The sequence below is a fragment of the Nocardia sp. NPDC049220 genome (genome assembly GCF_040647855.1).
Lineage (GTDB): Bacteria > Actinomycetota > Actinomycetes > Mycobacteriales > Mycobacteriaceae > Nocardia.
In genome coordinates, this window is sequence record NZ_JBEZDA010000001.1 from 562025 (window position 1) to 588710 (window position 26686).

Annotated in this window: 13 protein-coding genes; 6 read left to right on the forward strand and 7 right to left on the reverse strand. The window is 68.0% G+C overall.

All coding sequences use genetic code 11. The features are described from left to right. Nucleotides 1-41: 41 nt before the first annotated feature. From AB0C34_RS02400 to AB0C34_RS02430, 7 genes are all read right to left on the reverse strand, one after another. Nucleotides 42-860, reverse strand: a complete 819-nt coding sequence (locus AB0C34_RS02400; RefSeq protein WP_357066657.1) for an ABC transporter permease — start codon at nt 858-860, stop codon at nt 42-44. Beyond that, nucleotides 860-1678, reverse strand: a complete 819-nt coding sequence (locus AB0C34_RS02405; RefSeq protein ID WP_357066659.1) for an antibiotic transporter — start codon at nt 1676-1678, stop codon at nt 860-862. The genes AB0C34_RS02400 and AB0C34_RS02405 overlap by 1 nt, the downstream gene beginning before the upstream one ends. Beyond that, entirely contained in the window at nt 1675-2661 is a 987-nt protein-coding gene (locus AB0C34_RS02410) for an ATP-binding cassette domain-containing protein (protein ID WP_357066661.1), read from the reverse strand. Before AB0C34_RS02410 ends, AB0C34_RS02405 begins: the two co-directional genes overlap by 4 nt. Continuing rightward, entirely contained in the window at nt 2658-15959 is a 13302-nt protein-coding gene (locus tag AB0C34_RS02415) for an amino acid adenylation domain-containing protein (RefSeq protein WP_357066662.1), read from the reverse strand. Before AB0C34_RS02415 ends, AB0C34_RS02410 begins: the two co-directional genes overlap by 4 nt. Before the next feature lie 200 nt (nt 15960-16159). Then, nucleotides 16160-16624 (reverse strand): AMP-binding protein, encoded by a 465-nt coding sequence (locus AB0C34_RS02420; RefSeq protein ID WP_357066665.1) that lies wholly within the window; start codon nt 16622-16624, stop codon nt 16160-16162. Between the two features lie 139 nt (nt 16625-16763). After that, nucleotides 16764-17855 carry an ABC transporter substrate-binding protein gene (locus tag AB0C34_RS02425; RefSeq protein WP_357066667.1) on the reverse strand — a complete coding sequence of 364 codons (1092 nt, stop codon included), beginning with the start codon at nt 17853-17855 and terminating at the stop codon, nt 16764-16766. Nucleotides 17856-18799: 944 nt separating this feature from the next. After that, on the reverse strand, nt 18800-19603 hold the full coding sequence (locus AB0C34_RS02430) for a VOC family protein (RefSeq protein ID WP_357066669.1): 804 nt from the start codon (nt 19601-19603) through the stop codon (nt 18800-18802). A 250-nt stretch (nt 19604-19853) separates the two neighbouring features. Between AB0C34_RS02430 and ctaD the strand changes: the two genes are divergently transcribed. The 6 genes from ctaD (at nt 19854) to AB0C34_RS02460 (ending at nt 26670) form a co-directional block, all read left to right on the forward strand. Then, nucleotides 19854-21596 (forward strand): cytochrome c oxidase subunit I, encoded by a 1743-nt coding sequence (ctaD, locus tag AB0C34_RS02435; RefSeq protein WP_357066671.1) that lies wholly within the window; start codon nt 19854-19856, stop codon nt 21594-21596. 193 nt (nt 21597-21789) lie between these two features. Further along, a complete protein-coding gene (serB, locus tag AB0C34_RS02440; RefSeq protein ID WP_357066672.1) occupies nt 21790-23007 on the forward strand; it encodes a phosphoserine phosphatase SerB in 1218 nt (405 codons plus the stop codon). A gap of 239 nt (nt 23008-23246) precedes the next feature. Continuing rightward, nucleotides 23247-24053: an aminoacyl-tRNA hydrolase gene (locus tag AB0C34_RS02445; RefSeq protein WP_357066674.1), complete on the forward strand. Its 807-nt coding sequence runs from the start codon at nt 23247-23249 to the stop codon at nt 24051-24053. Between the two features lie 82 nt (nt 24054-24135). After that, nucleotides 24136-24969: an ABC transporter ATP-binding protein gene (locus AB0C34_RS02450; protein WP_357066676.1), complete on the forward strand. Its 834-nt coding sequence runs from the start codon at nt 24136-24138 to the stop codon at nt 24967-24969. 116 nt (nt 24970-25085) lie between these two features. Next, on the forward strand, nt 25086-25859 hold the full coding sequence (locus AB0C34_RS02455; RefSeq protein ID WP_357068406.1) for an NUDIX hydrolase: 774 nt from the start codon (nt 25086-25088) through the stop codon (nt 25857-25859). Nucleotides 25860-25893: 34 nt separating this feature from the next. Then, nucleotides 25894-26670, forward strand: coding sequence for an enoyl-CoA hydratase-related protein (locus AB0C34_RS02460; RefSeq protein WP_357066678.1), 777 nt, complete (start codon nt 25894-25896; stop codon nt 26668-26670). Nucleotides 26671-26686: the final 16 nt, after the last annotated feature.

Here is a 26686-nt window from a genome sequence, read left to right on the forward strand (position 1 = left end):
TGTCGAATCCAGCCGTGGCGTCCGCTTCAAACGGTCGCTGGTCAACTTCGGCTGGCTCGGCGATACCCGATAGTCGCCGGAATGGCGAAGAGGATGACCGCGCCGACGGACCAGGCGACGGTGAGACCCAGAAGATGAGCCACGGGGCCGCCCTGGGCCAGCGCACGCATGGCATCGACGGCGACCGACATCGGTTGATTGCGCACCACCGGTTGGATCCAAGTCGGGTAAGCGGCCAGGGGAACGAAACCGGTGCTGAAGAACATCATCAGGGAAGTGAGAATCGTGATTCCCTCCACCAGCGTCGCTTTGGCGGTGAACACGGCGACCGCGGTGACGATGGTGGCGAAGGCCAAACCGAAACCGATCGGGACCAGCAGGAAGGCAATGGTCGCCGCCACGCCCTGATGGAAGCGGAACCCGAGCAGGTAGCCGACCAGCACGACGGCGATGGTGCCCACGAAGATCCGGCAGCCCTCGGCGATGATCCGGGAGGCCAGGCCGGAGGCGCGGTGTACCGGCAGGACCCAGAAGCGGGCGAGTAGACCGGTGTCGCGCTCCCGGCCGAGCAAGACGCCACCGACGACCGCGCCGGACAGTGCGCCGATCAGCGCGACCATCGGCGCCGAGCCGTAGAGCGCGCTCTCACCGGTGAACTTCTGGATCTGGTTACCGACCACGGTGTCCAGCATGATCAGCAGCAGACAGGGAATGATCAGGGTCTCCAGCAAGGTGATCGGGCTACGGACCCAGCGCAGCAGCAGACGCTGCGTCTGGATCAGCGTGTGCAGTGCCAGTGCCGAGACCGACACCTCCGAGCTGGTGTGGGTTTCGTTCGTGCGATCGGCGAGTAGTGCCATCACGCCCTCCTCGCGCTCAAACGGATAACAAAGGGAATGCACAGCAGCAGGGTGCCGATCACCCAGGCCACCGGTGGTCCCATCAGCGACCAGGTCACCTGTCCCGCGTTCGGCCCGCTGTCACCGGCGAGCGCCCGCAACGCGATGGCGTACTGCGAGATCGGCTGATTGCGGACGAACGGTTGCACCCACGTCGGAAACTGGTTCGCGGGCGCCAGTCCGGTCGACAGCATGCCGAAGATCAAAGGCGGCAACACCAGCGCCTGGGTGGTCGACTCCGGGCTGCGCGACACCGTCCCGATAACGTCCGCACCCAACGTCAGCGTGATCCCGATGAGCAGGGACAACAGCAGGAAACCGAGGGTGTGCGCGGTGTCCAGATAAAAACGGAATCCGATGACGTGCCCGCAGATCAACGCCGTGATCAACGCGATGACCAGACGGAAGACGTTGCTGGACATCCGCGCCGCGACCGGGACCAGCGGGCCGACCGGCATGGAGCCGAACCGCCGGTTGAGCCCGGCGACCGAATCGGTGGCGGCGCGGAAGGCCGAGGAGACGGCGGTGAACGCGGCAGCCTGCAAGATCACGATCGGCATCATGAACTGCGCGTAACTGCTGAACCCCGTACCCGCGAACGTCATCACGATCCGCAGCGGAATGTAGAAACTCGCGGTGAACGTCGCGGGCGCCAGTACCGAGGCGAGCACCTCGCCGGTGCGCACCGAGGGAGCGATCAGCCGCGTGCTGAGCACCCACCACTGCTGCGTGCGCATCGGCGCGGCCCGGATCTGGGTGAGCCAGGTCGCGGTCGTCACGAGACAACCTCCGGCTCCGCGATGTCCTCCACTGTCGCCAGATGCCCGGTCAGCTCGAGGAATACGTCGTCGAGCGACGGCCTGCGCAGCGCGATGTCGACCAGTTCGACCCCGGCGCCGTCGAGCCTGCGCAGCGCTTCGGCGAGTGTCTTGGCGCCGTCCGGTGCCGGAATGGCGATCCGATCGGATTCGGCGGTCACCGCCGTCCGGCTGTCCTGCGGCAGCAACGAACCCAGTGCCGCGGCGACGGCTGGCAGGTCCTTCAGATCCAGCGGCACCACCTCGCAGTAGCTGCCTCCGGTCCGCGACTTCAGTTCGTCAGCCGTGCCCTGGGCGATCACCACGCCGTGGTCGATGACGATGATCCGATCGCTGAGCGCGTCGGCCTCCTCCAGATACTGGGTGGTGAGCAGGGTGGTGATGCCTTCCTTCTTGAAGCCGGACACCAGGTCCCAGACGCCCTGTCTGCTGCGTGGATCGAGACCGGTGGTGGGTTCGTCCAGGAACACGACGTCGGGCCGCACAACGAGACCGCACGCGATGTCGATACGTCTGCGCATACCGCCGGAATAGGTGCCGACCCGACGCCCCGCAGCGCGTTCGAGATCGAACTCGGCGAGCAACTCGTCGGCGCGACTGCGGGCATCGCGTTTGCGCAGGCCCATCAGCCTGCCGAACAGCACGAGGTTCTCGTAGCCACTGAGCATGTCATCCAACGCGGCATACTGTCCGGTCAGCATGATGCCGCGGCGCACCGCTGCCGGGTCGGCGACCACGTCGTGCCCGGCGACCAGCGCGCGACCGCGATCCGGCGCGATCAGCGTGGACAGTATGTTCACCATGGTGGTCTTGCCCGCGCCGTTCGGTCCGAGGATGCCGAGCACCTCGCCCGGTTCGGCCGCGAAATCGACGCCACGCAATGCCCGGACCGCGCCGAAGGATTTCTCGATTCCCTCGACGACGACTCCTTGCTCGGAACTCATCCTCTTCCTCCCAGATGTTCGTCGAGCACGCGCGCGATGATCGGCAGCGCCTGCGGTGCGGTCAGCTCGTAGTGGGTGACATCGATGTCGTGGTTGGTGATCTCGCCGGTCACATACGGTCGCCAGCCGTCCGGACCGAAGATGTCGGAGGTATCGACGGTCGCGCTGAAATACACGATGTCGCCATCGAATATCGGGCGTCGATAGCCGGTTCTGGTCCGCGCCGACGCGTTGTATGACGCGGCCATCCGTTCGAGCATGTCCGCATCGACGAGCGACACGCCGCCGAGCCGTTCGCGGATCAGGTCGGCCGCCTCCTGTGCGGTCGCCTCGGCGGGCACCTCGTGGATGCCGAGGACCGAGCCGAACGCGTTGACGAACCCGCCCGCGGTGAGCCGCTCGATGCTGTCGCCGTCGATGTCGGCGGTATCGGCGTCCAGCAGCGCGACCACGCCTACCTGCGCGCCCTGCGCCTTCAGTTTCGTCGCGATGGCGTGCGCGATCAGCCCGCCGAACGACCAGCCGAGCAGGTGGTAGGGCCCTTCGGGTTGCAGGGCGCGGATCTCGCGCAGGTAGCGGTCGGCGAACTCCTCGATCGAGCGCGCCGAGGGCTCGTGGCCGCCCAGGTCGGGCGCCTGTAAACCATAGATCGGTCGACCGGGCGCGAGGGCGTCGGCCAAACCCGTGTAGGTCCACGACATTCCGGACGAGGGGTGCAGGCAGAACAGCGCGGGCTCGTCACCGCCGAGCCGGATCGGCAGCACCACGTCCAGACTGAGCCCACCTGGCGCGGGCGCTGCGGGAGCTGTCGCGGCCGCTTCCTCGGCGGCGGCCTCCTGCGCGGCCGGCGACTGGGCGAAATGAGCCGCGGCGTGCAGTGTCTCGATCCACAGGTCGGCCAGTTCGGCTACCTGCTCCTGCGTGAGCAGGGTCGACGGGAACCCGAAGCTTGCCTGTAGTCGGTCGCCGATCACCACGGCGTTCACATCGATCGCCGACTGCAAGGGCACCTCGGAATGCTCGGCGGCATGCAGCTCGCCGAGTTCGTCGGTCGGCAGCCAGCCGAGACCTTCCAGCCCGGCCGGGATGTCGCCGGTCGAGTACCTGCCGAGGTAGTTGAAACTGATCCGGCCCGGCAGGCGTTCGGGAAGCTGTTGCGCGGTGACAGGATTCAGATAGCGCAGAAGGCCGAACCCGATGCCCTTGTCCGGGACCGCGAGCAGCTGGTGTTTGACCGCGCGGATCGCCGCGCCCATTCCGGGGCCGCCGGCGAGCGCATCGTCGACATCGATGCCCGTCAGAGTCAACCGCACCGGGTAGATGCTGGTGAACCAACCGATCGTTCGAGACAGATCGGCGCCGGGAACCACTTCCTCCTGCCTGCCGTGGCCTTCCAGCCGCAGCAGCGCGGTCGATTCGGCGCTGTCGCGCCAGCGCACCAGCGCGAGCGCCAAGGTGGCCAGCAACGCGTCGTTGACGCCGCCATGGAACAGGCCGGGCAGGGTCGTGAGCAACGCGGCGGTGACCTCCGCGGAGACCTCTCGCTCGATCATGCGCAACACGCCGGTCCGGTCGATCGCGGAATCCAGCTCGCGCGGGCCGATCAGCGGATCGGGTCCAGCCAGGACGTCGCGCCAGTACGCCAGTTCGGCGATCCTGCCCTCGGAGCGCGCTTCCTCGGCCAGGGCGTGCGACCAGCGGCGCATCGACGTTCCGGTCTCCGCGAGCACCGGGTCGTTGCCGGCCGACACCTGTGCCCAGGCCGCGACCAGATCCGGCACCAGGATGCGCCACGACACGCCGTCGATCACCAGATGGTGCGCCACCACGATCATCCGGCCCGGGTTGGTCCGGACGCCCGCGTCGCCCACCGGATCGAGCCAGATGAATTGCAGCACTGTGCCGTTCGCTGGATCGAGCCGGTTCGCCGCGGCATCCAGTTCGGTCGCCACGAATTCACGCGTGTCGATCCGGTCGGTGGCATCGAACTCGACGCGGTGTACCAGCGTGTCCACGTCGACCGAGCCGGGCGGGCCGACCAGCAGGCGCGGCTCGCTGTCCCCGTCGGTGACCAGCCGGGCGCGCAACATGTCATGCCGATCCACCGCGGCGGTGAGGACCGATACGATCTGCGACCTTTCGATCCCGACCGGCAGTTCCAGCACCGCGGTTTGGACGAAGCGGTCATAGTTTCCGCCACGCTCCAGCATGTAGTGCGCGATCGGCGGCAACGGCAGTTCGCCGACGCCGCCGCCGGGCAGTTCGTCGAGCGTCACCGCGGTGCCGGCGGCGTCGACGGCCGCCGCGATGGCCGCCACCGTGCGGTGCTCGAACACCTGCAACGGCGTGCAGGTGATGTCGTGCTGCTTGGCCCGGGACACCAGCTGAATCGCCAGGATGCTGTCGCCGCCGAGCGCGAAGAACGAATCGTCGGCGCCGACCGTCTGCACCCCGAGCAGCTCCCCGAATATCGCGGCGAGCACTTGCTCGGTCGGTGTGGTCGGGGCACGGTATTCGGTGCGGTCCGCGGTGAACTCCGGTGCGGGCAGCGCGTTGCGATCGAGCTTGCCGACCGCGTTGAGCGGGATCTCCGCCAGCACGACGAATGCCGACGGCACCATGTAACCGGGCAGGGTGTCCGCGGCGAAGGCGCGCACCTGCGCCACGTCCAGTTCGACTCCGGGCGTGCGGACGAGATAGGCGGCCAGCGCGGTCGCCCCGGTGGGGCCGGGCACACCGAGCGTCACCGCGAAGTCCACACCCTCGGCGCGGCCGAGTACCGCGTCGATTTCGCCGAGCTCGATGCGCTGACCGCGCACCTTGACCTGGAAGTCGGTGCGGCCGAGGTACTCCAACTCGAGTCCGGTGTCGGTGCGGATCCACCGCACCAGATCACCGGTGCGGTAGATCCGTTCGCCCGCCGCGCCGTAGGGGTTGGCGTGGAAGCGAGCGGCGGTGAGACTCGGCCGTGCTCGGTACCCGCGGGCCAGTGCGGGTCCGGCTAGATACAGTTCGCCTGCCACGCCCACCGGGACCGGGCGTAGTCGGTCGTCGAGTACCAGTACGGCCGCGCCATCGATCGGCGTGCCGATGGTGACCGTCTCGCCAACCGTCAGCGGCGCGGAACCTGTTGCCCAGATCGTGAATTCGGTGGGTCCGTACAGGTTGACCATGCTGCGGTCCGCGGCCCAGCGTTCGATCAGTTCGGCGCCGACTGCCTCACCGGCCACCGCCAGCACCCGCACGCTGGTCACCGCGGCGGGGTCGAGGGTAGCCAGTGCCGAGGGAGTGATCACCATATGCGTGACCTGTTCGGAGTCGATCAGTTCGGCGAGCGTGTCGCCGCCGAACACCTCGGGCGGCGCGACGACCGACGTGCCGCCGGAGCCGAACGCCATGATCGCTTCGAATACCGACGCGTCGAAACTCGGCGAGGCCACCTGCAGCACTCGGGACGATTCGTCCACGCCGAGTGCGGCGCGCTGCGCAGCGACAAGGTCGGCGACGCCGCGGTGGGACACCGAGACTCCCTTCGGTGTCCCGGTCGAACCCGAGGTGTAGATCATCCACGCCGCATGGTCTGGCCGGATGGGGCGGGGCAGTTCGCTCGCTGATAGCGGGTGGCTGCTCGCGGCGCCCCAGCGTTCGACAACGGTGAGTTCGTCGAGCACCAGCCAGTCCGTGCTGTCGGGCAACATGGGACGGAACGCGGCGAGGGTGAGGCCGACTGCGGCACCGGAATCGGTGAGCATGTGGTCGATGCGGTCCACCGGGTGCTTCGGGTCGACCGTGAGGAAGGCCGCGCCTGTCTTCGCGACCGCCCAGATGCCGGTGAGCAGCTCGTCTGATCGTGGAAGACCAAGCGCCACAACAGTTTCTGGGCATACGCCCGCCGCGAGCAACATTCGCGCCAGGCGGTTGGAATGTGCATCGATCTCCCGGTAACTGCTGGTGTGGCCGCCGATCACCAGTGCCGGGTGATCCGGCCACCGCTGGGCCGTCTCGGCGAGCAGTGCCGGAAGCGTCGTCGTTCCGGTCGTTTCGGGACCGCGCACCGGTACCAGCGTCGCGCGTTCGGCCTCGTCCAAGAGGTCGATGTCGGCGATGCGCATCTCGGGGCGGGCTATGACAGCGGCGAGGATGCGCCGCCACCGGTCGGCGAACGCGACCATCGTCGCCTCGTCGAACAGGTCGGTCGCGTACGTCAGCACGGCGTCGATCCCGGACGGCGCGCTCCCGGCGAAGTGCTCCCGAAGGTCGAGAGTGAGGTCGAACTGCGAGGCGTTCCGGTCGAAATCCTCCACCTCGAACCGCAATCCGGGCAGCTCCAACACCGGCTCGACGAAGTTCTGCAACGACAGCGACACCTGGAACAGCGGGTGGTGCGCGGTCGAGCGGGTCGGATCGAGCACCTGGACCAGCCGCTCGAACGGAACGTCCGCGTTGGCGAAGGCATCCAGATCCGTGGACCGAACCGTGTCCAGGAACGCCGCGAAGCCCACACCGGTGTCGACCTGGGTGCGCAGCGCCATGGTGTTGACGAACATGCCGACGAGTTGGTCGAGCGCCTCCTCGCCGCGCCCCGCGACCGGCGTGCCGATTACCACGTCGTCGGTCCCGCCCAGCCGGGCCAGCAGCACCGCGAGTGCGGCATGCACGACCATGAATGGGCTGACGTGCTGACCGGTCGCGAATTCGACCAGCGCGCTGTGCAATTCGACGTCGATGGTGAAATCGAACTCCGCGCTGTGCATGGATTGCACTGCGGGGCGAGGACGATCGGCGGGGAGCTCGAGCACATCGGGCGCGCCGGTCAGGGTGTCGCGCCAGAATCGAATCTGGTTCGCCGCGGTAGATTCGGGGTCCGCCTCGTCGCCGAGCACCTCTCGGTGCCAGAGCGCGAAGTCGGCATACTGCACCGGGAGGGGGACGCGGGCGGCGTGCGTACCGGTCGTGCGCTCCGAATACGCGGCAACCAAGTCGGCGGCCAGCGGTGCCATCGATGCGCCGTCCGCGCTGATGTGATGGACCACCAGCACGACGACATGCGTCGACACGGAGTCTGTGCCGCTCGGCTCGGGACTCACTGAGTAGCCGGAGGAGACCGGCGTCAGGCCGGTATCGGGGCCGGACGAGACGGGAGCGGCGCCGGTGAAGAGGCTCGAGGTCACCGGCCCGGCGCCGGAGGGTGCCAGGGCCGTGTCGTGGATCCGGAACAGGCCGACCCGCAGCGGCGGCTGGGTGGTGAGGTCGAATCCCGCACTCGCCAGCGCGGTGATTCGCGCGCGCAAGGCGGCACCACCCTCGGTCTCCAGCACAGGCATGGCCGGCGCGGCCACCTCGGTGCCGACCACCACCTGGCGCGGGCCGTCCGCGTCGGCGGGATAGAGCGTGCGCAGGCTCTCGTGTCGCTCCACCACGTCGGCGAGGGCCGCCCGCATCGCCTCGACGTCCAGCTCTCCGGTCAGCCGAAGCGCCACCGCGATGTTGTAGGCGGGCGAGGCCGGGTCCATCCGATTGAGCACCCACATCCGCTGCTGTGCCGGGGACAGCGGAACGCGATCCGGCCGGATCCGCGGCGCCAGCGTGAACCGGCCGGGTGCGTCACCGGTGGCGGGAACCACCCGGGCGGACAGTTGGGCGACGGTCGGCGCGTCGAACAGGTCGCGCAGCGCGATCCGGGATCCGAGCGCGGCGTTCACCCGCGCGACCGCCTTGGTCGCACTCAGCGAGTTGCCGCCGAGCTCGAAAAACGATTCGTCGACGCTGACCCGCTCGCTGCTGAGCACCTCACCGAACACCGCGGCAACCGCTTCCTCGACCGGCGTGCGCGGCGCGAGATAGGGTCGGCGGGTGTCCGAGAAGTCGGGCACCGGAAGGGCTTTGCGGTCCAGTTTGCCGACCGGAGTCAGCGGAATCGAGTCCAGCACGACCAGGTAGCCGGGCACCATATAGCCGGGCAGTTCGGCGGCAACCTGTCCGCGCAGCCGCTCGACATCCAGTCGCACGCCCTCGGTGGGCAGCACGTAGGACACCAACACGGTGGTTCCAGCCGGGCCGGTGCGGCCGATGGTCACCGCGTACTCCACTTCGTCGTCGCGCGACAACACCGCGTCGATCTCGCCGAGTTCGATGCGCAGCCCGCGAATCTTGACCTGGAAGTCGCTGCGGCCCAGATATTCCAACTCGTAGTCGCCGTCGTGCCCGTGTACCCAGCGCACCATGTCGCCGGTGCGGTACATGCGCCCACCGGGCTCGCCGAACGGGTCGGCGACGAAGCGGCCGGCCGTCATCTCGAACCGGTTGAAGTAGCCGCGCGCGAGCGCGGGACCCGCCAGGTACAGTTCACCGGCCACGCCCACCGGCACTGGGCGCAGCCAGGTGTCGAGCACCACGGTGGCCGCGCCGCGGACCGGGCCGCCGATCGTGATCGGCTCGCCCGCCTCGAGTTCGCCGGGACCGGTCGCCCAGATGCTGAACTCGGTGGGGCCGTACAGGTTCACCATTCGCCTGCCGGGCACCCACCGCTCGATCAGCTCCGGCGTCGCGGCTTCACCCGCGACCGCCAGCACCCGCAAATGGTCGAGCCCGGTGGGTTCCATGGTGGTCAGCGCCGACGGCGTGATCACCGCGTGCGTGATCCGCTCGGTGCGCAGCAGGCGCTCGAGCTCGGCACCGCCGTAGACATCCGGCGGCGAGACCACCAGTCTGCCGCCTGCGCCGTGCGCGGTCAGCAACTCGAAGACCGACGCGTCGAAGCTGGGCGAGGCCACTTGCAGTGCACTGGCGGTGTGGTCGAGCCCGAGCGTCTCACGTTGCGCTGACACGAGATTCGCGATGCCGCGGTGACTGAGCAGCACGGCCTTGGGCTTGCCGGTCGAGCCGGAGGTGTAGATCAGGTAGGCGGTCTGGTCGACAAGGATGGGCCCGCCGCGCTCGACGTCGGTGATCGGCGCATCGGAAACGGTCATCACCCGGCGAATGGTGTTGAGGTCGTCCAGCAGCAGCCAGTCGATGGTGCCCGGCAGCGTCTCGCCGGTCGCGGTCACCGTCACGCCGATCGGCGCCTTCGAGTCGGTGAGCATGTGCTCGATCCGTTCCACCGGATAGTTCGGGTCCAGCGGAGCGAACGCGGCGCCGGTCTTGGCCAACGCCCACACCGCCACCACCGATTCCAGTGACCGGGTGAGTGCGAGCACGACGAACACCTCGCGACCGACACCGCGACGCAACAGCACGCGCGCGAAACGGTTGGACCACGCGTCGAGTTCGCCGTAAGACATCGTGAGTTCGCCCGCGGTGACGGCGATCGCGTCGGGGTCGATGCGCGCGCCCTCGGTGAGCAACTCGGGCAGTGTGCGCGGCGGCACCGGCTCCGCCCCGCGGACCGGAAGCAGCGCGCCGCGTTCGGCGTCGTCGCAGTACTGTAGCTCGGAGACCAGCGCGCGGGGATTCGCGGCGAGCTGGGTGAGCAGCCGGACGAAGCGATCCAACAGCGGCTGCGCCTGCTCGGGGGTGAGCTGGTCGGCCATGTACTTCACCGTGATCCGCAGCGTGTCCTGGCCCTCGGCGCCACGCAGCGGAATCACCATGAGGTTCAGCGGGTAGGGTGCCGCGTCGGTGGTGTCGACATCGAGCACCCGCATGCCCGCGATGTCCAGTGCCTGCGACAGCGCCTCGCGATCGATCGGGTACGACTCGAAAACGGTGAGGGTGTCGAACAGTTCGGCGAGGCCGACCGCCTGATGAATGGCGGCGAGGCCGACGTGCTGATGGTCCATCAGCCGCGCCTGCTCAGCCTGTAGCCGCGCGAGCAGGTCGACCACCTGCTCCGCCGGGTCGAACCGAACCCGCACCGGCAGCGTGTTGATGAACAGGCCGACCATCTCCTCGACCCCGGCCAACTCCGGTGGCCGGCCGGAAACCGTACCGCCGAACACCACGTCGGTACGGCCGGTGAGCATCGCCAGCAGCATCGCCCACGCGGCCTGCACCAGCGTGTTCACCGTGGCTCCGGCGTCGCGGGCTGCGCCTTCCAGCTGCGCCACCGTCGCGTGGGACAGATCGCTGGACACCATGCCGTTTTCGGTCGATTCGATACCGGCGAGAGTGGGCACGGCCCGTGTGGGTGTGTCCACGCCGGCCAGCGAGTTCGTCCAGGCGACCAGCGATTCCGCGTCGTCCATGGACTTCAGCCAGGTCAGGAACTCGCGGTAGGAGTGCGCGGGCGGCAGGGCGGAGGCGTCGCCCCGGGTGACATACAGGCCAAGTAACTCACGCACGAGCAGCGGTGCCGACCACCCGTCCAACACCAGGTGGTGGTTGGTCAGCAGGAACCGATATGTGTCCGGTGCGGTCCGGATGAGTGTGCAGCGCAACAGCGGGGGCCGATCGAGTACGAACCGCGTGCGTGCGTCGACGGCGATCACCCGCTGGAGTTCTCGCTCGCGTTCGTCGTCGTCGGCGATTCCGGTGAGATCCACATCCTGCCAGTGGATCTCGGCGTCGGCGAGGACGAGCTGACGCGGGCCGTCCGCCGTCTCCACGAAGGCGACGCGCAGGTTCTCGTGCCGTGCCACCAGAGCCTGCGCGGCGCGGCGCAGTCGGGCCGGCTCGACGGTACCCCCCAAGGTGAGCAGCGATTGAACCGTGTAACGGTCGGCGGTGTCGGAGTCGTAGAGCGCGTGGAACAGCAGGCCGTACTGCAGCGGCGAGAGCGGCCAGACGTCGACGAGAGTCGGGAACTCGTGCGCCCAGGTGTCGATCTGGTCTTGAGCGAGGGTGACCAGATCGAAGTCCGAGGGCGAATGTCCGCCCGCGCCCGCCTGCTGTGCGTGCTCGGCGAACCCGCCGAGCGCCTGTGCCCACAGCGCGGCGAGTTCGGCGACGTCCGCCTCGTCGAGCAGCCGGGAAGCGTAGGACCAGGTCACTTCGAGGCCGGCATCGGTGAGGACGGCGTTGATGTCCACCACGGCAGCGACCGGTGCACGGTCGTCCTGGGTCGCCGCGAAGCGCTGCGGCAGCCACGGGCCGGTGTCGCCGCCGGTGGTCGCGCGGCTGAGATAGTTGAAGCTGATCTGCGGGGTGGGCGAGTCTGCCAGCACCGCGCCCGCGTCCGGGTCGAGGTAACGCAGCATGCCGAATCCGATGCCTTTGTCCGGCAGTGCACGCAGCTGTTCTTTGGTGGTCTTGATCGCGGCGCCCGCCGCCGCACCGCCACCGAACGCGTCGGCCAGATCGATGTCGGCCAGGTCGACGGCGACCGGGTAGGCGCTGGTGAACCAGCCGACGGTGCGCGTGACGTCAGCGCCGGGCAGGATGGCCTCGGTGCGGCCGTGGCCTTCGAGGGTGAACAGCGCCGAGGTCCGATCGCGCCACCGGGACACCGCCATCGCGAGCCCGGCGAGCAATACGTCGTCGGCGCCGCAGTGGAAACGGTCCGGCACGGTGGTCAGCACGGCGTGCGCGATCTCCGGCGCGACGACGGTCGTCAGATCCGCCATGGTGGACACCACGTCGACCGCGGGGTCTATCGGCGCCGCACTGACGGCGGGATCGGGCGTGGCCAGGATGCGCTGCCAGAGCGGCAGTTCGGCGGCGCGGCCGGCCGCGTGCTCGCGCTGGCCGTGTGCCCAGCGTCGGAATGACGTGCCGACCGGTGCGAGTGTGCCGCCCAGCGTCGCGGTGGCGAGATCCGGCAGCAAAATGCGCCAGGAGACGCCGTCGGTCACCAGATGGTGCAGTACCAGCCACAGCAGCGGTTCGGCGTCGGTCCGCTCGATCGCCACGAACCGAGCGACCACCCCGGATTCAGGGTCGAGCAGGTCGGCGGCACGATGCAAGGCACGCTCGCAGGCCTGTTCGGCGTCGATGTCGGCGGTCACGACCTCGAGCAGGCGGTCGGCGTCCACCTCGCCGGGTTCGGCGACCATCCAGGTCCAGCCGGAGCCGGTGCGCCGCAGCGTCGAGCGCAGCAGGTCATGGTGGTCGAGCAGTACCTGAATCGCCGTGACGAGCTCGGCGCGCTCGGTTCCCGCGGGCAGCCCGATCAGCACGGCCTGGGCATACCGGCGCCAGGAGTCGCCTTGTTCCAGCATGGCGTGCACGATCGGCGTGAGTTCCACCTCGCCCACTCCGCCGCCGGGCAGCTCGTGCACCACCGTGGACGGCACCGCGGTGGCGACCGCGGCCAGCGCGGCGACGGTCTTGCGTTCGAACACGTCCCGCGCGCTGAACCCGATCCCCGCGGCCTTCGCACGCGACACCAGGTGAATGGAGACGATGCTGTCACCGCCGAGCGCGAAGAAACTTTCGTCGACGCCGACCGATTCCAGCCCGAGCACCTCCGCGAACAGTGTGGCCAGCACCTCCTCGCGCGGGGTGGACGGTGGCCTGCTCACGATCGTGCGCGCGCCGAAATCCGGCGCGGGCAACGCCTTGCGGTCCACCTTGCCCAGTGGCGTCAGCGGGACAGCGTCGAGGACCATGACCACCGACGGCACCATGTAGGCCGGAAGCGACCCTCCAGCAGCCGCTTTCAATGCTTCGGGATCGACCTCTGCACCGTTCTCGGGCAGCACATAGGACACCAGTGCGGTAGCGCCTGATCCGGTTTCGACACCGAGCGTGAGCGCGAAGTCGACGTCCGGATGCCGCTGCAAGGCAGCGTCGATCTCGCCGAGCTCGATGCGGAAACCGCGCACCTTCACCTGGAAGTCGCTGCGGCCCTGGTACTCCAGTTCCAGCCGACCGTCGCGCTCGATCCAGCGTGCCAGGTCGCCGGTGCGGTACATGCGCTCGCCCGTCGCGTACGGGTTGGCGACGAACCGATCGGCGGTCAGCCCGGTCCGTCGATGGTAGCCGCGTGCCACCCCGGAACCCGCGAGGTAGAGCTCGCCGGTGGTACCAGGGGGCAGCGGACGAAGCCACGGATCGAGGACGACAGCCGACACACCGCGTGCCAAGCCGCCGATGGTGACCGGTGCACCTGGCGTCATCGGACCGCTGAGGGTCACGGTGACGGTTGTTTCGGTGGGGCCGTAACCGTTCAACACAGTGCGGTGGGACCACTCGGCGACCAGGTCGGGTGGGCAGGCGTCGCCGCCGACGATCACAGTGCGCAGATCGGGCAGGGTCGCCGGATCCAGCGACCCGACGACGGTCGGGGTGACGTTGAGGTGGGTCACGCGATGCTCGCGCAACACCTGCGCCAGCTCCTCGCCGGCGTACGCCGACGGTGGTACGACAACCAGCGTCGCTCCCGCTGCCAGCGTGACGAGGATCTCCTCGACCGAGATGTCGAAACTTGGCGAAACAGCGTGCGCGACAATGGATTCAGCATCGATTCCGAATCCTGCGCCGGAGTTGGCGACCAGGTTCGCCAGCCCGCGGTGGGCGACGAGGACGCCCTTCGGCAGCCCCGTGGAGCCCGAGGTGTAGATGATGTACGCGGCCTGGTCGGGGTGCACCGCGGCGCGGCGCACGGGGTCGGTGATCGCCGCCGCATCCTGTGCGGCCACCGTCTGCCCGGTGGTCTCGTCGTCGAGGACCAGCCAGTTCATCCGGTCCGGCAAGGACGGTCGCACTGTCGCGACCGTGACGCCGGCGACAACCCCGCTGTCGCCGAGCATGTGCTCGATTCGGTCGGCGGGATAGGTCGGATCGATCGGCACGAATGCCGCGCCGGTCTTGGCCACCGCGAGCATCGCGAGCACCGACTCGGCCGACCGTGGAATCGAGATCGCCACGGCACGTTCGGGGCCCGCACCGGACGCGATCAGCACCCGCGCCAAGCGATTGGTGTAGTCGTCGAGCTGGCGGTAGGTCAGTGTGGTTGCTCCCGCCACCAGTGCGGTCGCCCGCGGATCGAGCGCCACGCCATCGGCGAGGATGTCGGGCAGCGTTCGCGGCGCGACATCCCGCGGTCCACGGGCGGGGGCGTAGTCCGCGCGTTCGCCGTCCGAGAGCACCGGCACCGTTGCCAGCGGTGCGTCCGGTCCCGCCGCGAGGAACCGATGCAGGAACGACAGGAACCGCCGGTGCTGGGCCGCGAGTTCGGTGTCGCCATACAGGTTGGCGTTGGCCTGGAAGTCGATATGCGTGCTCTCGCCGCCGACGCCGGGATAGAGGTTGACGAACAAGTCGTCGATCAACCCGGAGGTCAGCACATGTAACCGTCCGGTGACCGCGCCGAGCTGGATTCTGGAGTCGACCATCATCAGATTCACCGTGGGGCCGAACGACACGGCCTCGTCCATCGACCAGCCGAGATCGCGGAAAATGTCCTCCTGGCGGTAGCGCTGACGTCGCAGTGCCCCGGTCAGTTCGCCTTGGGCGGCCCGGATGACGCCGCCGACCGTCGTGGTCGGCGATAAGCGCAGCCGCAGCGGGACGACGTTGGCGATCATGCCGCCGGAACGGCGCAGCGTCGCGGTGGTGCGCGCGGAGACCGGAAGACTCAGCACAACTTCGTGCGCGCCGGTCATCGCGGACAAATACGCGCCGAACGCGGCGACCACGGTCGGCGCCACCCCGGACGACATCTGCTTCGCCACGGCGTCGAGCAGTTCGGCGGTGTCGGCGGGCAATCCGCCCGAGACCCGGTTCGGGTGCGCGTCCACGTCGGCGGTGCGGCCCGCGAGACTCACCGGGTCGGCTATGCCGTCGAGGTGCTCGAGCCAGTACGCCCGATCGGTGCCGAACCGATCCGAGCTGCGGTAGGCCAGGTCGGCATCGACAATGGTGCGCAGATCCTCCGCTGTCGGCGGGGGTGGCTGCCTGCCCTCGACAGCGGCGTTGTAGAGCTCTCCGGTGCGCTGCACCATGGTCAGTGCGCCCATTCCGTCGAGCACGATGTGGTGGATCCGCGAATACCAGAACCAACGGTCCGCGCCGATCCGCAGCATCGCGACTCGTACCAACCGGTCGCGGGCCAACTCGAGCGGCGCTTCGTACTCCGCGCGCATCCAGGCGTGCGCAGCCGCCTCCGGGTCGGCCGCGTCGCGGAAATCGATGCTGGTCAGGCTGTCATCGAGGGTGCTGTCGACGACCTGGAAGGGATGCCCGTCGACCTCGATCAGGCGCAAGTATCCGGTCCCGAATTCGCGCCCGGCCTGGCGTGCCGCGCGCGCGAGCAGGTCGAGATCGATATGTCCGGTCAGTTCGACGTACTGCGCGATCGAGATCGGTGTGTCGCCCGCGATGTGCTGGGCGAACCAGATGCCGCGCTGGGCTGCCGAGAGGGGGAATGCCCCATCCGGGAGACCTGTGTCGGTTGGCGAAAGCGAAGGCTGTTGCATGAGGTGTCCTACGTTCTGACCGCGCGCCGCCGGCCGGGGTAGTGACCGCCCGCAGCTACCGCGGTAGTGGTAGTACCTGCCACCGCACAGTTGGCGGCAAGTCAATTCTGAACCGGCGCGCTCCGCGCCGACAGGGTATTGCGCACACTGCGCGACCCGAACGTTCGATGTCCGGGTCGCGCAGCGGGGGTTCGTGCCGGTCAGGCCGCAGAGGTAGGCAGGGGGCACAGATCGGTAACGTCGATCGGCGCGTCGGAGCTGGTCAGGTAGCTCTGCAGGGTGGACCGCTCGTCCAACGCCAGCCAATCGATCGTGTCGGTCAGCTCCGGGCGCAGGCCTTTCGTGGTGATTCCCACGGTGGTGCCGAGCGCGAACGAGCCGTCGTCGGTGACCGGAATCGCCGTGGCGCCGATCTTGACGGCGGCCCGCTCGGCTACCACCGACTCGATCGACTGGTCGATCGCGATCGCGATGCGAACGCCGGGCCCCGCGCCAGCGCCCAGCAACAGCCGAGCAAGGCGGTTCGACCACCGATCCAGTTCGGCGTAGGTGAGGTCACAATCGGCGGTGGACACCACGACCGCGTTCGGATCCACCTCGGCAACAGGACGTGCCAGTGGCAGCACGAAGAGGTTGTCGGCGATCGAATCGGTGAGCGTGTCCATGTCGTGTCCCTCGGGTCGGAGAAGAGGTGAAGTGCGTACCTCTGAATCTCGTCCTCGAGCCGGACTTTCGACAGCAACCCCAGCGCTGGTCAGCGCACTCCGAGGGTGGGTAAAACCACACCCAAGGTGTACCGCTCGATCAATCCGTGACGAAGCCGTTGAGTGTATTGCGCAGATCGCTGACCAGCGCACGGGCGGCAGTGAGGCCGTTGCCGTGCCAGACCGTGTCCTCGACGGCGAACACCCGGTGATCGGTCGCGGCGCCGAGTTCCTTCCACTCCTCGGTGCGCAGCACGGCCTCGCCGCGCTTCTTGCCCTCGGCTCCGGCGAGGATCACGTAGATCAAATCGCCTTCCACCTTGGTGGCGAACTCACCCGCTCGCACGTCGAACGAGGCGCCGCGCTGGACGGCGGGACGCTGCACGCCGACGTCGCCCAGAACCTGACCGGCGAAGCTGTCACCGCCCTCGATCCGATCGGCATCCGCAGTGAAACGGATGACCGAGGCCTGCGTCTGGCTCGCCGCGATCGCCGTTCCGGAGTCACGCGCCTCGGTGCGATAACTGTCCAACGCGGACCGCGCGGCATCGCTACGTCCCAAACCTGCCGCGAACGCGGCGAATTCGGCCTGCCACCTATTGCCCGAGCCGACCAGCACAGTGGGCGCGATCGCGCGCAGCGCGTCGAAACCAGCCGCGCCGGTGGGGATGTCACCCAGAATCAGGTCAGGGCGTAAGTCGGCGATCTTGGCCGGATCAGGCTGCGCGGCCGATCCCACGCGGGGAATCTTCAACACGCCGGTACCGAGATAGGCAGGCTGTGGGCTAGGACCGTCGAGGACAACCGTGCCGACGACCCGCTCCCACAGGCCCAGCGCGCAGACCGCGTCCAGCGCCGAGGTGGTGAGCACGACGATGCGCTGCGGATCGGCAGGCACTTCCGAGACGCCTGCGGCGTGTGTGACAGTGCGGGTGGCGCCGCCGACCGGGTCCGGCGCGCTCGGCAGCGCGCACGCCTGGGAGGTGTCGCGCTCCAGCCCCACCACACCCGCACCCGCGATATTGGTCGTAGTGCGCACGATGGAGGCTTCGCTGTCACTCTTGCCGCCGCATCCCGCCGCAACAACGGTGGCGCACACCGCCGCGACCGCGATCATCCGGCGGCCCACCACAACAACAGGTCCGGGAAAGGCTGTGCGGTTTCGGAGACGAACGAAGGCGCTCAGCGACATGCGGGTGAGGGTACCGCGTGGGCTGTGTTTGTTTGGCAGCGCCTGCGGCGCTGCGGGTTCGCGGCCCCTGTGTGGCTCGCGTCCGAGCGACCGCCGCTTGCGACTTCGTCGCGGGCGCGTCGGCCGTTCGGACGCGAGCCGGGCCGCAAACGGGGAATGCTCGGTCTCGCTTCGCTCGGAAGTCGAGGTGGGCCGATGCGTTGCGCTGGAGGGGTAGGTGTGGGCGGGTGGTGTTCGGTTTTGCTTTGTGTGGAAGTTGAGGTGGGGCGATGTGTGCGCCGGAGAGCAAATGCGGACGGGGGCGACTCGGTTTCGCTTAGTTCGGTTGTGAGCTGGGCCGCAATTGGGGATGTTCGGTCTCGCTGCGTGCAGGAGGCAGAGTTGGGACCGATCTGGTCGCTCAGGCAGGCAAACGTTATTGCCTGTGCCGGTGGCGGATCGCTGTGCTTCTGGTGCGGGCCCGCGGTGCTTGTGGCGCGGGTTCCGCGGGCTGAACCGGGGAGCCCTATGTCCTATCGAGACTTCACGGGTTTGAGTGTCGATGCAGACCCCCACGGGTTCGGCGGATCGGGGACCAACGCACTGTGCGCGCCTACCTGACAGTCCGCGGCGAGCGACAGCACCGATCGACACCACCTTTGTCTCACCACGCAGCCATATGGCCCACCCCCACTTCCGAGCGAAGCTGTTCAGGGGTGCTGCGCGCTCCGCCGTGGGTGGGGAATGTGCTGTGTGTAGCGGTTGGTGCGTGGTTGCGGGTTGTGATCACTACAACAACGACGGATCGACCCCGCATATCGTCACCAGCCCCTGGTCATTACTGTTCTCGTGTCAGCGAGACCTAGCATTTCCCGTTCGCGGCCCGGACACGAGCCACAAAGGGGCCGCGAACACGCAGCGCCGCAGGCGCTGGCAAACAAACCCAGCGCCGTGGGCGCTGCCGATTAAACCGATCCGCCGATGCTGAATCGTGCGCCGGTGGCGTCGGCGACCGAGGCCATTCGTCCGTAGGGGGTGTCCTGGGCGGGCGTCAGTACGGAACCGCCCAGTTCAACCACCTGCGCGACGGTTTTGTCTACGTCGTCGGCGCCGAAGTAAACGGTCCACCCTGCGGGGGCGCCTTCGGGCAGGAATGCGGACGCGTCCATGACACCGCCGAGCATCGGGCTTTCCGCGTGGATCGTGGTGTAGCGGAATTCGGGACTGTCGGCGATGGTGAAGGTGTCCGACCAGCCGAACACGTCCCGGTAGAACGCCAACGAGGCGTCGTAGGCGCGGGTGTGCAACTCGAACCAGGATGGTGCGCCCGCGTGGTCGCGCCACTGGCCGGCGGTGACCAGGCCGATGGTCTCGAACCCGTCGAACGTCCCTGCTTGCCAGATGCCGATGCCGGCTCCGTCGACGTCACCGAGGACGGCCATGTGGCCCAGTTCGCCGATCGGCATCGGAGGCACCACCACTGTCGCGCCCGCCGCGACGGCGGTGTTTGCGGTGGCCTGTGCGTCGGGGCTGGCGAGGTATACCGTCCACTGCTCCGGACCTTCGGTGTCGCCCGCCATGCGGGCCATAGCGCCCGCGACCGCGGCACCGTCTTTGCGGAAGGTGATGTAGCCGCCGAGTTCCTCGCCCGCGCGTTCGGCGGTCCAGCCGAACAGTTCGCCGTAGAACGCGATGCTGCGGTCGGGATCGGAGGTGTAGAGCTCGACCCAGCGGGGGTCGCCTGGCTGAATGCTGTGCGAAGTGGACATCGATGGTCTCCTGGCGTGGGGTGGAACGCTTGTCACCGGTAGAGACGGTTGTCCTGGGGCGTACTCATCGGCGCGCGCCCGCAGTGCGGGACCAACGAAATACGACAGCGAGTAGGACCCGTTCGGCCCGCTGGAACGCCACGGTTTACGATTCGTGGAGCGCAAGCGAACTGTCGTCTGCTTCGGCAACGAAGTGGATGCGATCAGCGGAGCATGCGGAGCGACTTAAAGGCACCTTTCAGGAGGATCAGTGACTGCCGTAGAGCCCCAGCCAGTCCCTCAGTTGGAAGCGACTCGGCCGTATCCGGCTCGGACCGGGCCGAAGGGCTCGTTCATCTACAAGCTGGTCACCACCACGGATCCGAAGGTCCTGGGTGTCATGTATCTGACGACGTCGATGGCCTTCTTCCTCATCGGTGGCTTGATGGCCCTTCTGATGCGTGGTGAGCTGGCGCGTCCCGGCCTACAGTTCCTCTCGACCGAGCAGTTCAACCAACTGTTCACCATGCACGGCACGATCATGCTGCTGTTCTATGCGACCGCGATCGTGTTCGGGTTCGCCAACATCATTCTTCCGCTGCAGATCGGAGCCCCCGACGTTGCGTTCCCGCGTCTGAACGCCTTCAGCTACTGGCTGTATCTGTTCGGCGCGAGTATGGCGACCGCGGGCTTCATCACCCCGGGTGGCGCCGCGGACTTCGGTTGGACGGCCTACGTGCCGCTGACCGACATCCTGCATTCGCCGGGCGTCGGGACCGACCTGTGGATCCTTGGTCTCGCCGTCTCCGGTCTAGGCACCATCCTCGGTGGCGTCAACATGTTGACCACCGTCGTCTGTCTGCGCGCGCCCGGCATGACCATGTTTCGGATGCCGATCTTCACCTGGAACATCGCCGTCACCAGCGTGCTCGTGCTGCTCGCGTTCCCGCTGCTGACCGCTGCGTTGTTCGGTCTCGCCTACGACCGCCACCTGGGCGGCCACATCTACGATCCCGCATCCGGCGGCATCCTGCTCTACCAGCACCTGTTCTGGTTCTTCGGCCATCCCGAGGTGTACATCATCGCGCTGCCGTTCTTCGGCATCGTCTCGGAGATCTTCCCGGTCTTCTCCCGCAAGCCGATCTTCGGCTACACCACATTGGTCTACGCCACGTTGGGTATCGCCGCCCTGTCCATCGCGGTCTGGGCGCACCACATGTACGCCACCGGAGCGGTGCTGCTGCCGTACTTCTCCTTCATGACTTTCCTGATCGCCGTCCCGACCGGGGTGAAGTTCTTCAACTGGATCGGCACCATGTGGCGCGGTCAACTGACCTTCGAGTCACCGATGCTGTTCTCCATCGGCTTCATCGTCACGTTCCTCTTCGGTGGCTTGTCCGGTGTCATCCTGGCCAGCCCGCCGCTGGACTTCCACGTCACCGACTCGTACTTCGTCGTGGCGCACTTCCACTACGTGCTGTTCGGCACCATCGTGTTCGCCACCTACGCGGGCATCTACTTCTGGTTCCCCAAGATGACCGGGCGCATGCTCGACGAGCGCCTGGGCAAGTGGCATTTCTGGACGACTTTCATCGGCTTCCACACCACCTTCCTGGTGCAGCACTGGCTCGGCGCCGAAGGCATGCCGCGCCGCTATGCCGACTACCTGCCGAGCGACGGCTTCACCACGCTGAACACGATTTCGACGATTGGTGCGTTCGTGCTGGGCGCGTCGATGCTGCCGTTCCTGTGGAACGTCTTCAAGAGCTACCGCTACGGCGAGGTGGTCACGGTGGACGATCCGTGGGGGTACGGCAACTCGCTGGAGTGGGCCACCACCTGCCCGCCGCCGCGGCACAATTTCTACGAGTTGCCGCGGATCCGTTCCGAGCGTCCCGCGTTCGAGCTGCACTACCCGCACATGGTCGATCGGATGCGCGCCGAGGCGCACGTGGGCTGGGGCTCGACCAAGCACGCCACCGAGGTCCATGAGGGAGTTGTGGCAACGAAGTAGGCGGCTACCTCGCCTACCTCCGACCGGCGGACCTGGATGAGGTTCGGCCGCACCGTCGGATCAGCATGACGAGTGTGCATCTGCTGTCGCCAGCGGGTGCACACTCGTTCGTTGCGTCAGGCAGTATTCACCGTGAGGTTGCGACAACGAGGTCCAGCACAGCGACGGCAACACCGAACTTGGAGCGCATCAGTTGGCTGACACCACAGTCCTCGTCACCGTCACCGGCCCGGACCGGCCCGGTGTGACGTCCGTGCTGCTCGCGGCAATGTCGCGGCACCAGGTCAGCCTGCTCGATGTGGAGCAGGTGGTGATCCGGGGCAGATTGACCCTAGGCGTCCTGGTCACCTGTCCGAACGATCCCGAGGCATTGCAGGACGAACTCGAAGAGGCCATGAACACCGTCGGTGTGCAGGTCGACGTGGAGGTCGACGCCGAGGTCGACTGGCAGCCGATGTCCACGCATGCGGTGGTGATCCTCGGCAGCCCGGTCACCGCGCGCGCGTTCAGTGCCGTGTCGCGCCAGTTGGCCACGCTCGGCGCGAATATCGACACCATCCGCGGGATCGCGGACTACCCGGTGACCGGCATGGAGTTGCTGGTTACCGCCACCGACCCGAGTCCAAACGCCGACTCGCGGCTGCGTACCGCATTGGCCGAGGTCGCGGTGGCCGAACGAGTGGATGTCGCGGTGGAGCGCGCGGGGCTGGCCCGCCGGGGCAAGCGGCTCATCGTGTTCGACGTCGACTCGACCCTGATTCAGGGTGAAGTCATCGAGATGCTCGCCGCGCACGCCGGTGTGGAGGAGGAGGTCCGCAAGGTCACCGAATCCGCGATGCGTGGTGAGATCGACTTCGCCGAGTCGCTGCGGCAGCGGGTCGCGACGCTCGAGGGCCTCGACGAATCGGTGATCGAGGCGGTGGCCGACCGGATCGCGCTGACGCCGGGCGCCCGCACTACCATCCGCACGCTGCGCCGGATCGGATTCCGCTGCGGCGTGGTGTCGGGTGGGTTCCGTCAGGTGATCGAACCGCTGGCGCACGAGTTGGAACTCGACTTCGTCGAGGCGAACACTTTGGAGATCGTGGACGGCAAGCTGACCGGCCGCGTGGTCGGTGAGATCGTGGACCGGGCGGCCAAGGCCACGGCACTGCGCAAATTCGCGGCCGAGGCCGGGGTGCCCATGGAGCAGACCGTCGCGGTCGGCGACGGCGCCAACGACATCGACATGCTCAACGCCGCCGGGCTCGGTGTGGCCTTCAACGCGAAACCCGCGCTACGTGAAGTGGCCGACACCGCCCTCTCGCAACCCTATCTGGACGCGGTGTTGTTCATTCTCGGTGTCACCCGGCACGAAGTGGAAGCGGCCGATGCCAGGGATGGCTTGGTGCGCCGAGTCCCCTTGGACTGAAGGCTATTCGGTGCGCCGCACGCATTGCGTGCGGCGGCCTACTCGGCGATGACGCTGGTCGCGGCTGTCGACGGCCACCGTCAATAGGCTCGCCGGGTTGATCATTCGTCGATCGGAGATGTGGTGCGGAATTCCTTGTGTGGACTGCTTCTCGAGGTGGCGATGGTTGCGTGCGGTGCGAATGACTCGTGGATTGCGGAGCCCGCCGAACAGAGTTCGCCGGGACTGGAGGTGCAGTGATGTCGAGCATCCCGGAATGTGGCGCCGACCTTCGCGGTGGCGCGGAGAATGCCAGGGCCGCAACGGCGTCGGCCGTCGAAGGTTTTTCGGCGCGGCATGCGGAACTGGCCGCGGGCTATGGCGGTGCTGGTGATCCGGACGACCCGGCTATGGTGCAGGCGATGCAGCTGGTCCTGCACCTGCCCAAGGCCGACCCGCCACCGCGCAGCGCGCTGCTCGCCGCAGCGGCGAGCGCGGCCGTGGCACTGTGCTTGGACGAGCGGGTCGGGCCGGGCGGCGAATGGGAGGAGCGCTATCTGTCGTGGAAGCGCGCACGGATTCGCAAGGTGGCCCGTCGTGCCCGCGGCGCCCAGTGGCGCGCGACCTGTGCGGTGGATGGCGTCACCGCCGAGATCGACGGCGCGCAGGCGCGTGCTCTGGTGCCGGGCCCGGTGGGTCAGGTGGATCCACGGATCAGGCGCTTGCAGATCGGCGGTACCGATCTCGACCAGGATGATCCCGGCCTGCCCGACCCGGAGCTGCCCGTGCTGTGGGTGAACACGTCGCTCGGCATGACCCTGGGCAAGGCGGCCGCACAGGTCGGCCATGCGAGCATGCTGCTTGCCGGCGTGCTCACCGCCGAGCATGCGCGGTCCTGGTCCGAGCGTGGATTCCATTGCTCGGTGCGCGAAGCGGACGCGCGGTGGTGGGCTACCCTCGTCGGCCAGGTGGTCGAGGGGGCCGCGGTCGCCGTGCGGGACGCGGGATTCACCGAGGTGGCGCCGGGTTCGATGACCGTGATCGCGGTCCCAGCCCGGTCCTGGTAACGGGACCACGGCGACATTTCGGCAATCGTGCGGGACCCTAATCCCTCCCCGCGGTGGCAAGTGTCTGCATGGGTGAGCCAAGATGGACCGCGTGCCGCAACCGGATCCTGATCTACTCATCGATTTCACCAACGTGACCGTTCGCCGTTCGGGCCATACGCTCGTCGGTCCGGTCACCTGGCAGGTCGAGCTCGACGAACGCTGGGTCGTTCTCGGTCCGAACGGCGCGGGGAAGACTTCGCTGCTGCGGATGGCCGGCGCCCAGCTACATCCCACCTCGGGTGTGGCCCATCTGCTCGGGGAGCGGATCGGCAAGGTCGACATGAGCGAGTTGCGTCCGCGGATCGGCCTGTCCTCTGCCGCGGTGGCCAGCCGGATTCCGGTCGACGAGAAGGTCACCGACCTGGTGGTCTCCGCCGGATACGCGGTGCTGGGTCGATGGCGGGAGCGTTACGACGATGTCGATACCGACCGCGCCATCGACATGTTGGAGAGTTTGGGCGCCGAACATCTCTCGGACCGCGCCTACGGCACGCTGTCGGAGGGGGAGCGTAAGCGAGTGCTGATCGCCCGCGCGCTGATGACCGATCCCGAACTGTTGTTGCTCGACGAGCCCGCCGCAGGCCTGGACCTGGGCGGTCGGGAAGAACTGGTCGAACGGCTCGGCGATCTCGCATCCGATCCGGACTCGCCCGCGATCGTGCTGGTCACCCATCACGTGGAGGAGATCCCGCCGGGATTCACCCACGGCTTGTTGCTCAATGAGGGCGAGGTGGTCGCGCAGGGTCTGCTCAGCGACGTTCTCACCTCGGCCAACCTCAGCGACGCCTTCCGTCAGTCGATCGCGCTGGACCGGGTAGACGGCCGCTACTTCGCGCGCCGCGCCCGCCGCGCGGGCAAGCATCGCACCCGCTGACCAGGACGCCGTGACCGCGCGTACCAAGCGCGCGTTAGGGTGCACAGGTGAGTGAGAGAGCAGCGCAGGCCGACTCGTCGTCGGGTGCGCCCTCGCCCAAGGACGCGTCGACGGTGATGCTGGTGCGTGATGGCGCCGGTGGTCCCGAGATCTTCCTGCAGCGCAGGGTCGGCGCCATGGCGTTCGCCGGGGGCATGACCGTGTTTCCCGGTGGTGGCGTCGACCTGTCCGATGGCACCGCGGACATCGCTTGGGCCGGGCCCGAACCCGCCTGGTGGGCTGAGCGATTCGCGACCACCGAGCCGCGGGCCAAGGCGCTGGTATGCGCGGCGGTTCGGGAGACGTTCGAGGAATGCGGCGTGCTGCTGGCCGGTTCGACCGCGGACAGCGTCGTTTCCGACACCACCGGTTACCGCCTCGCCCGGGAGAAATTGGAACGCAGGGAGCTGTCGCTCGCGTCGTTCCTCGCCGAGGCGAGACTGGTGCTGCGCGCGGACCTGCTGTGGCCGTGGGCGAATTGGATCACCCCGGTGATCGAGCCGCGCCGCTACGACACCCGGTTCTTCGTCGCGGTACTGCCGACGGGACAGCGTGCCGACGGTGCCACCTCGGAGGCGGCGGAGGTGCAGTGGCGCACTCCGCACGACGCACTGGCGCGCTGGCGGGCTGGCACCGACGTGCTGATGCCGCCGACCTGGGCGCAACTGGTCGCGCTCGGCGAATTCGGTTCCACCAGCGACATTCTCGCTGCGCAGCCCGTAATCGATCCGGTCATGCCGGTGCTCGCCGAAGTCGAGGGCAAGCGGGTGCTGTCCTTCCCGGGCAGCCAGCGCTATTTCGCCGAACTCCCGGATGCTGGTCGGCTCGAGGGATCCGCCGTGCGCGAGTGAGTGGGCGCGTCGGTACCCGGTAGCGTGGCCTCCCATGGCCGAATTCGTGACCCTTGACCTGCCCGAGGGTGCTGCCGCCCGCCGTGTGGCTGTCCTCCGGATCACCCGCCCGCCGCTGAACCTGCTGAACGTACAGGTGATGCGTGAGCTGGCCGAGGCGGCCGAGGCGGTCGCCGCGGACGCGAACGTTGCGGCCGTGGTCGTGTACGGCGACGACCGGGTGTTCTCGGCAGGTGACGACGTGGCCGAGTTGTCCGGGCTGAGTGCGCGGCAGGCACGTGCCATGGCGAGCGATCTGCAGGGCGCGCTCGGGTGCCTGGCGCGGATTCCGCAGCCGACCGTCGCCGCGATCAGCGGTTACTGTCTCGGTAGTGGGCTGGAGTTGGCGCTCGGCGCCGATCGACGCGTGATCGGCGACAATGTCAAACTGGGTCTGCCGCAGATCGGGGTGGGACTTATCCCGCTCGCCGGAATTCGGCGGCTGACGCTGTTGATCGGGCCGGGTCCGGCCAAGGATCTGGTCTACACCGGTCGCTTCGTCGAACCGGATGAGGCGAAGGCGCTCGGTCTGGTCGACGAGGTCGTCGCGCCGGACGACGTATACGCCGCCGCGATCCGGTGGGCGGGACAGTTCGTGGCGGGACCGGCGCGTGCTCTGGCGGCTGCGAAGGCGGTCTTCGAAGCCGGTCCGCACGGCCTGGACCGAGCCGAGACCGAATGGTCTGATTTGTTCCGGACGGAAGATCGCCTGATCGGAACAGGCTCCTATCTTGCCGACGGTCCGGGGTCGGCCGAATTCGTGGGTCGATAGCAGGCGTCAACTGCAG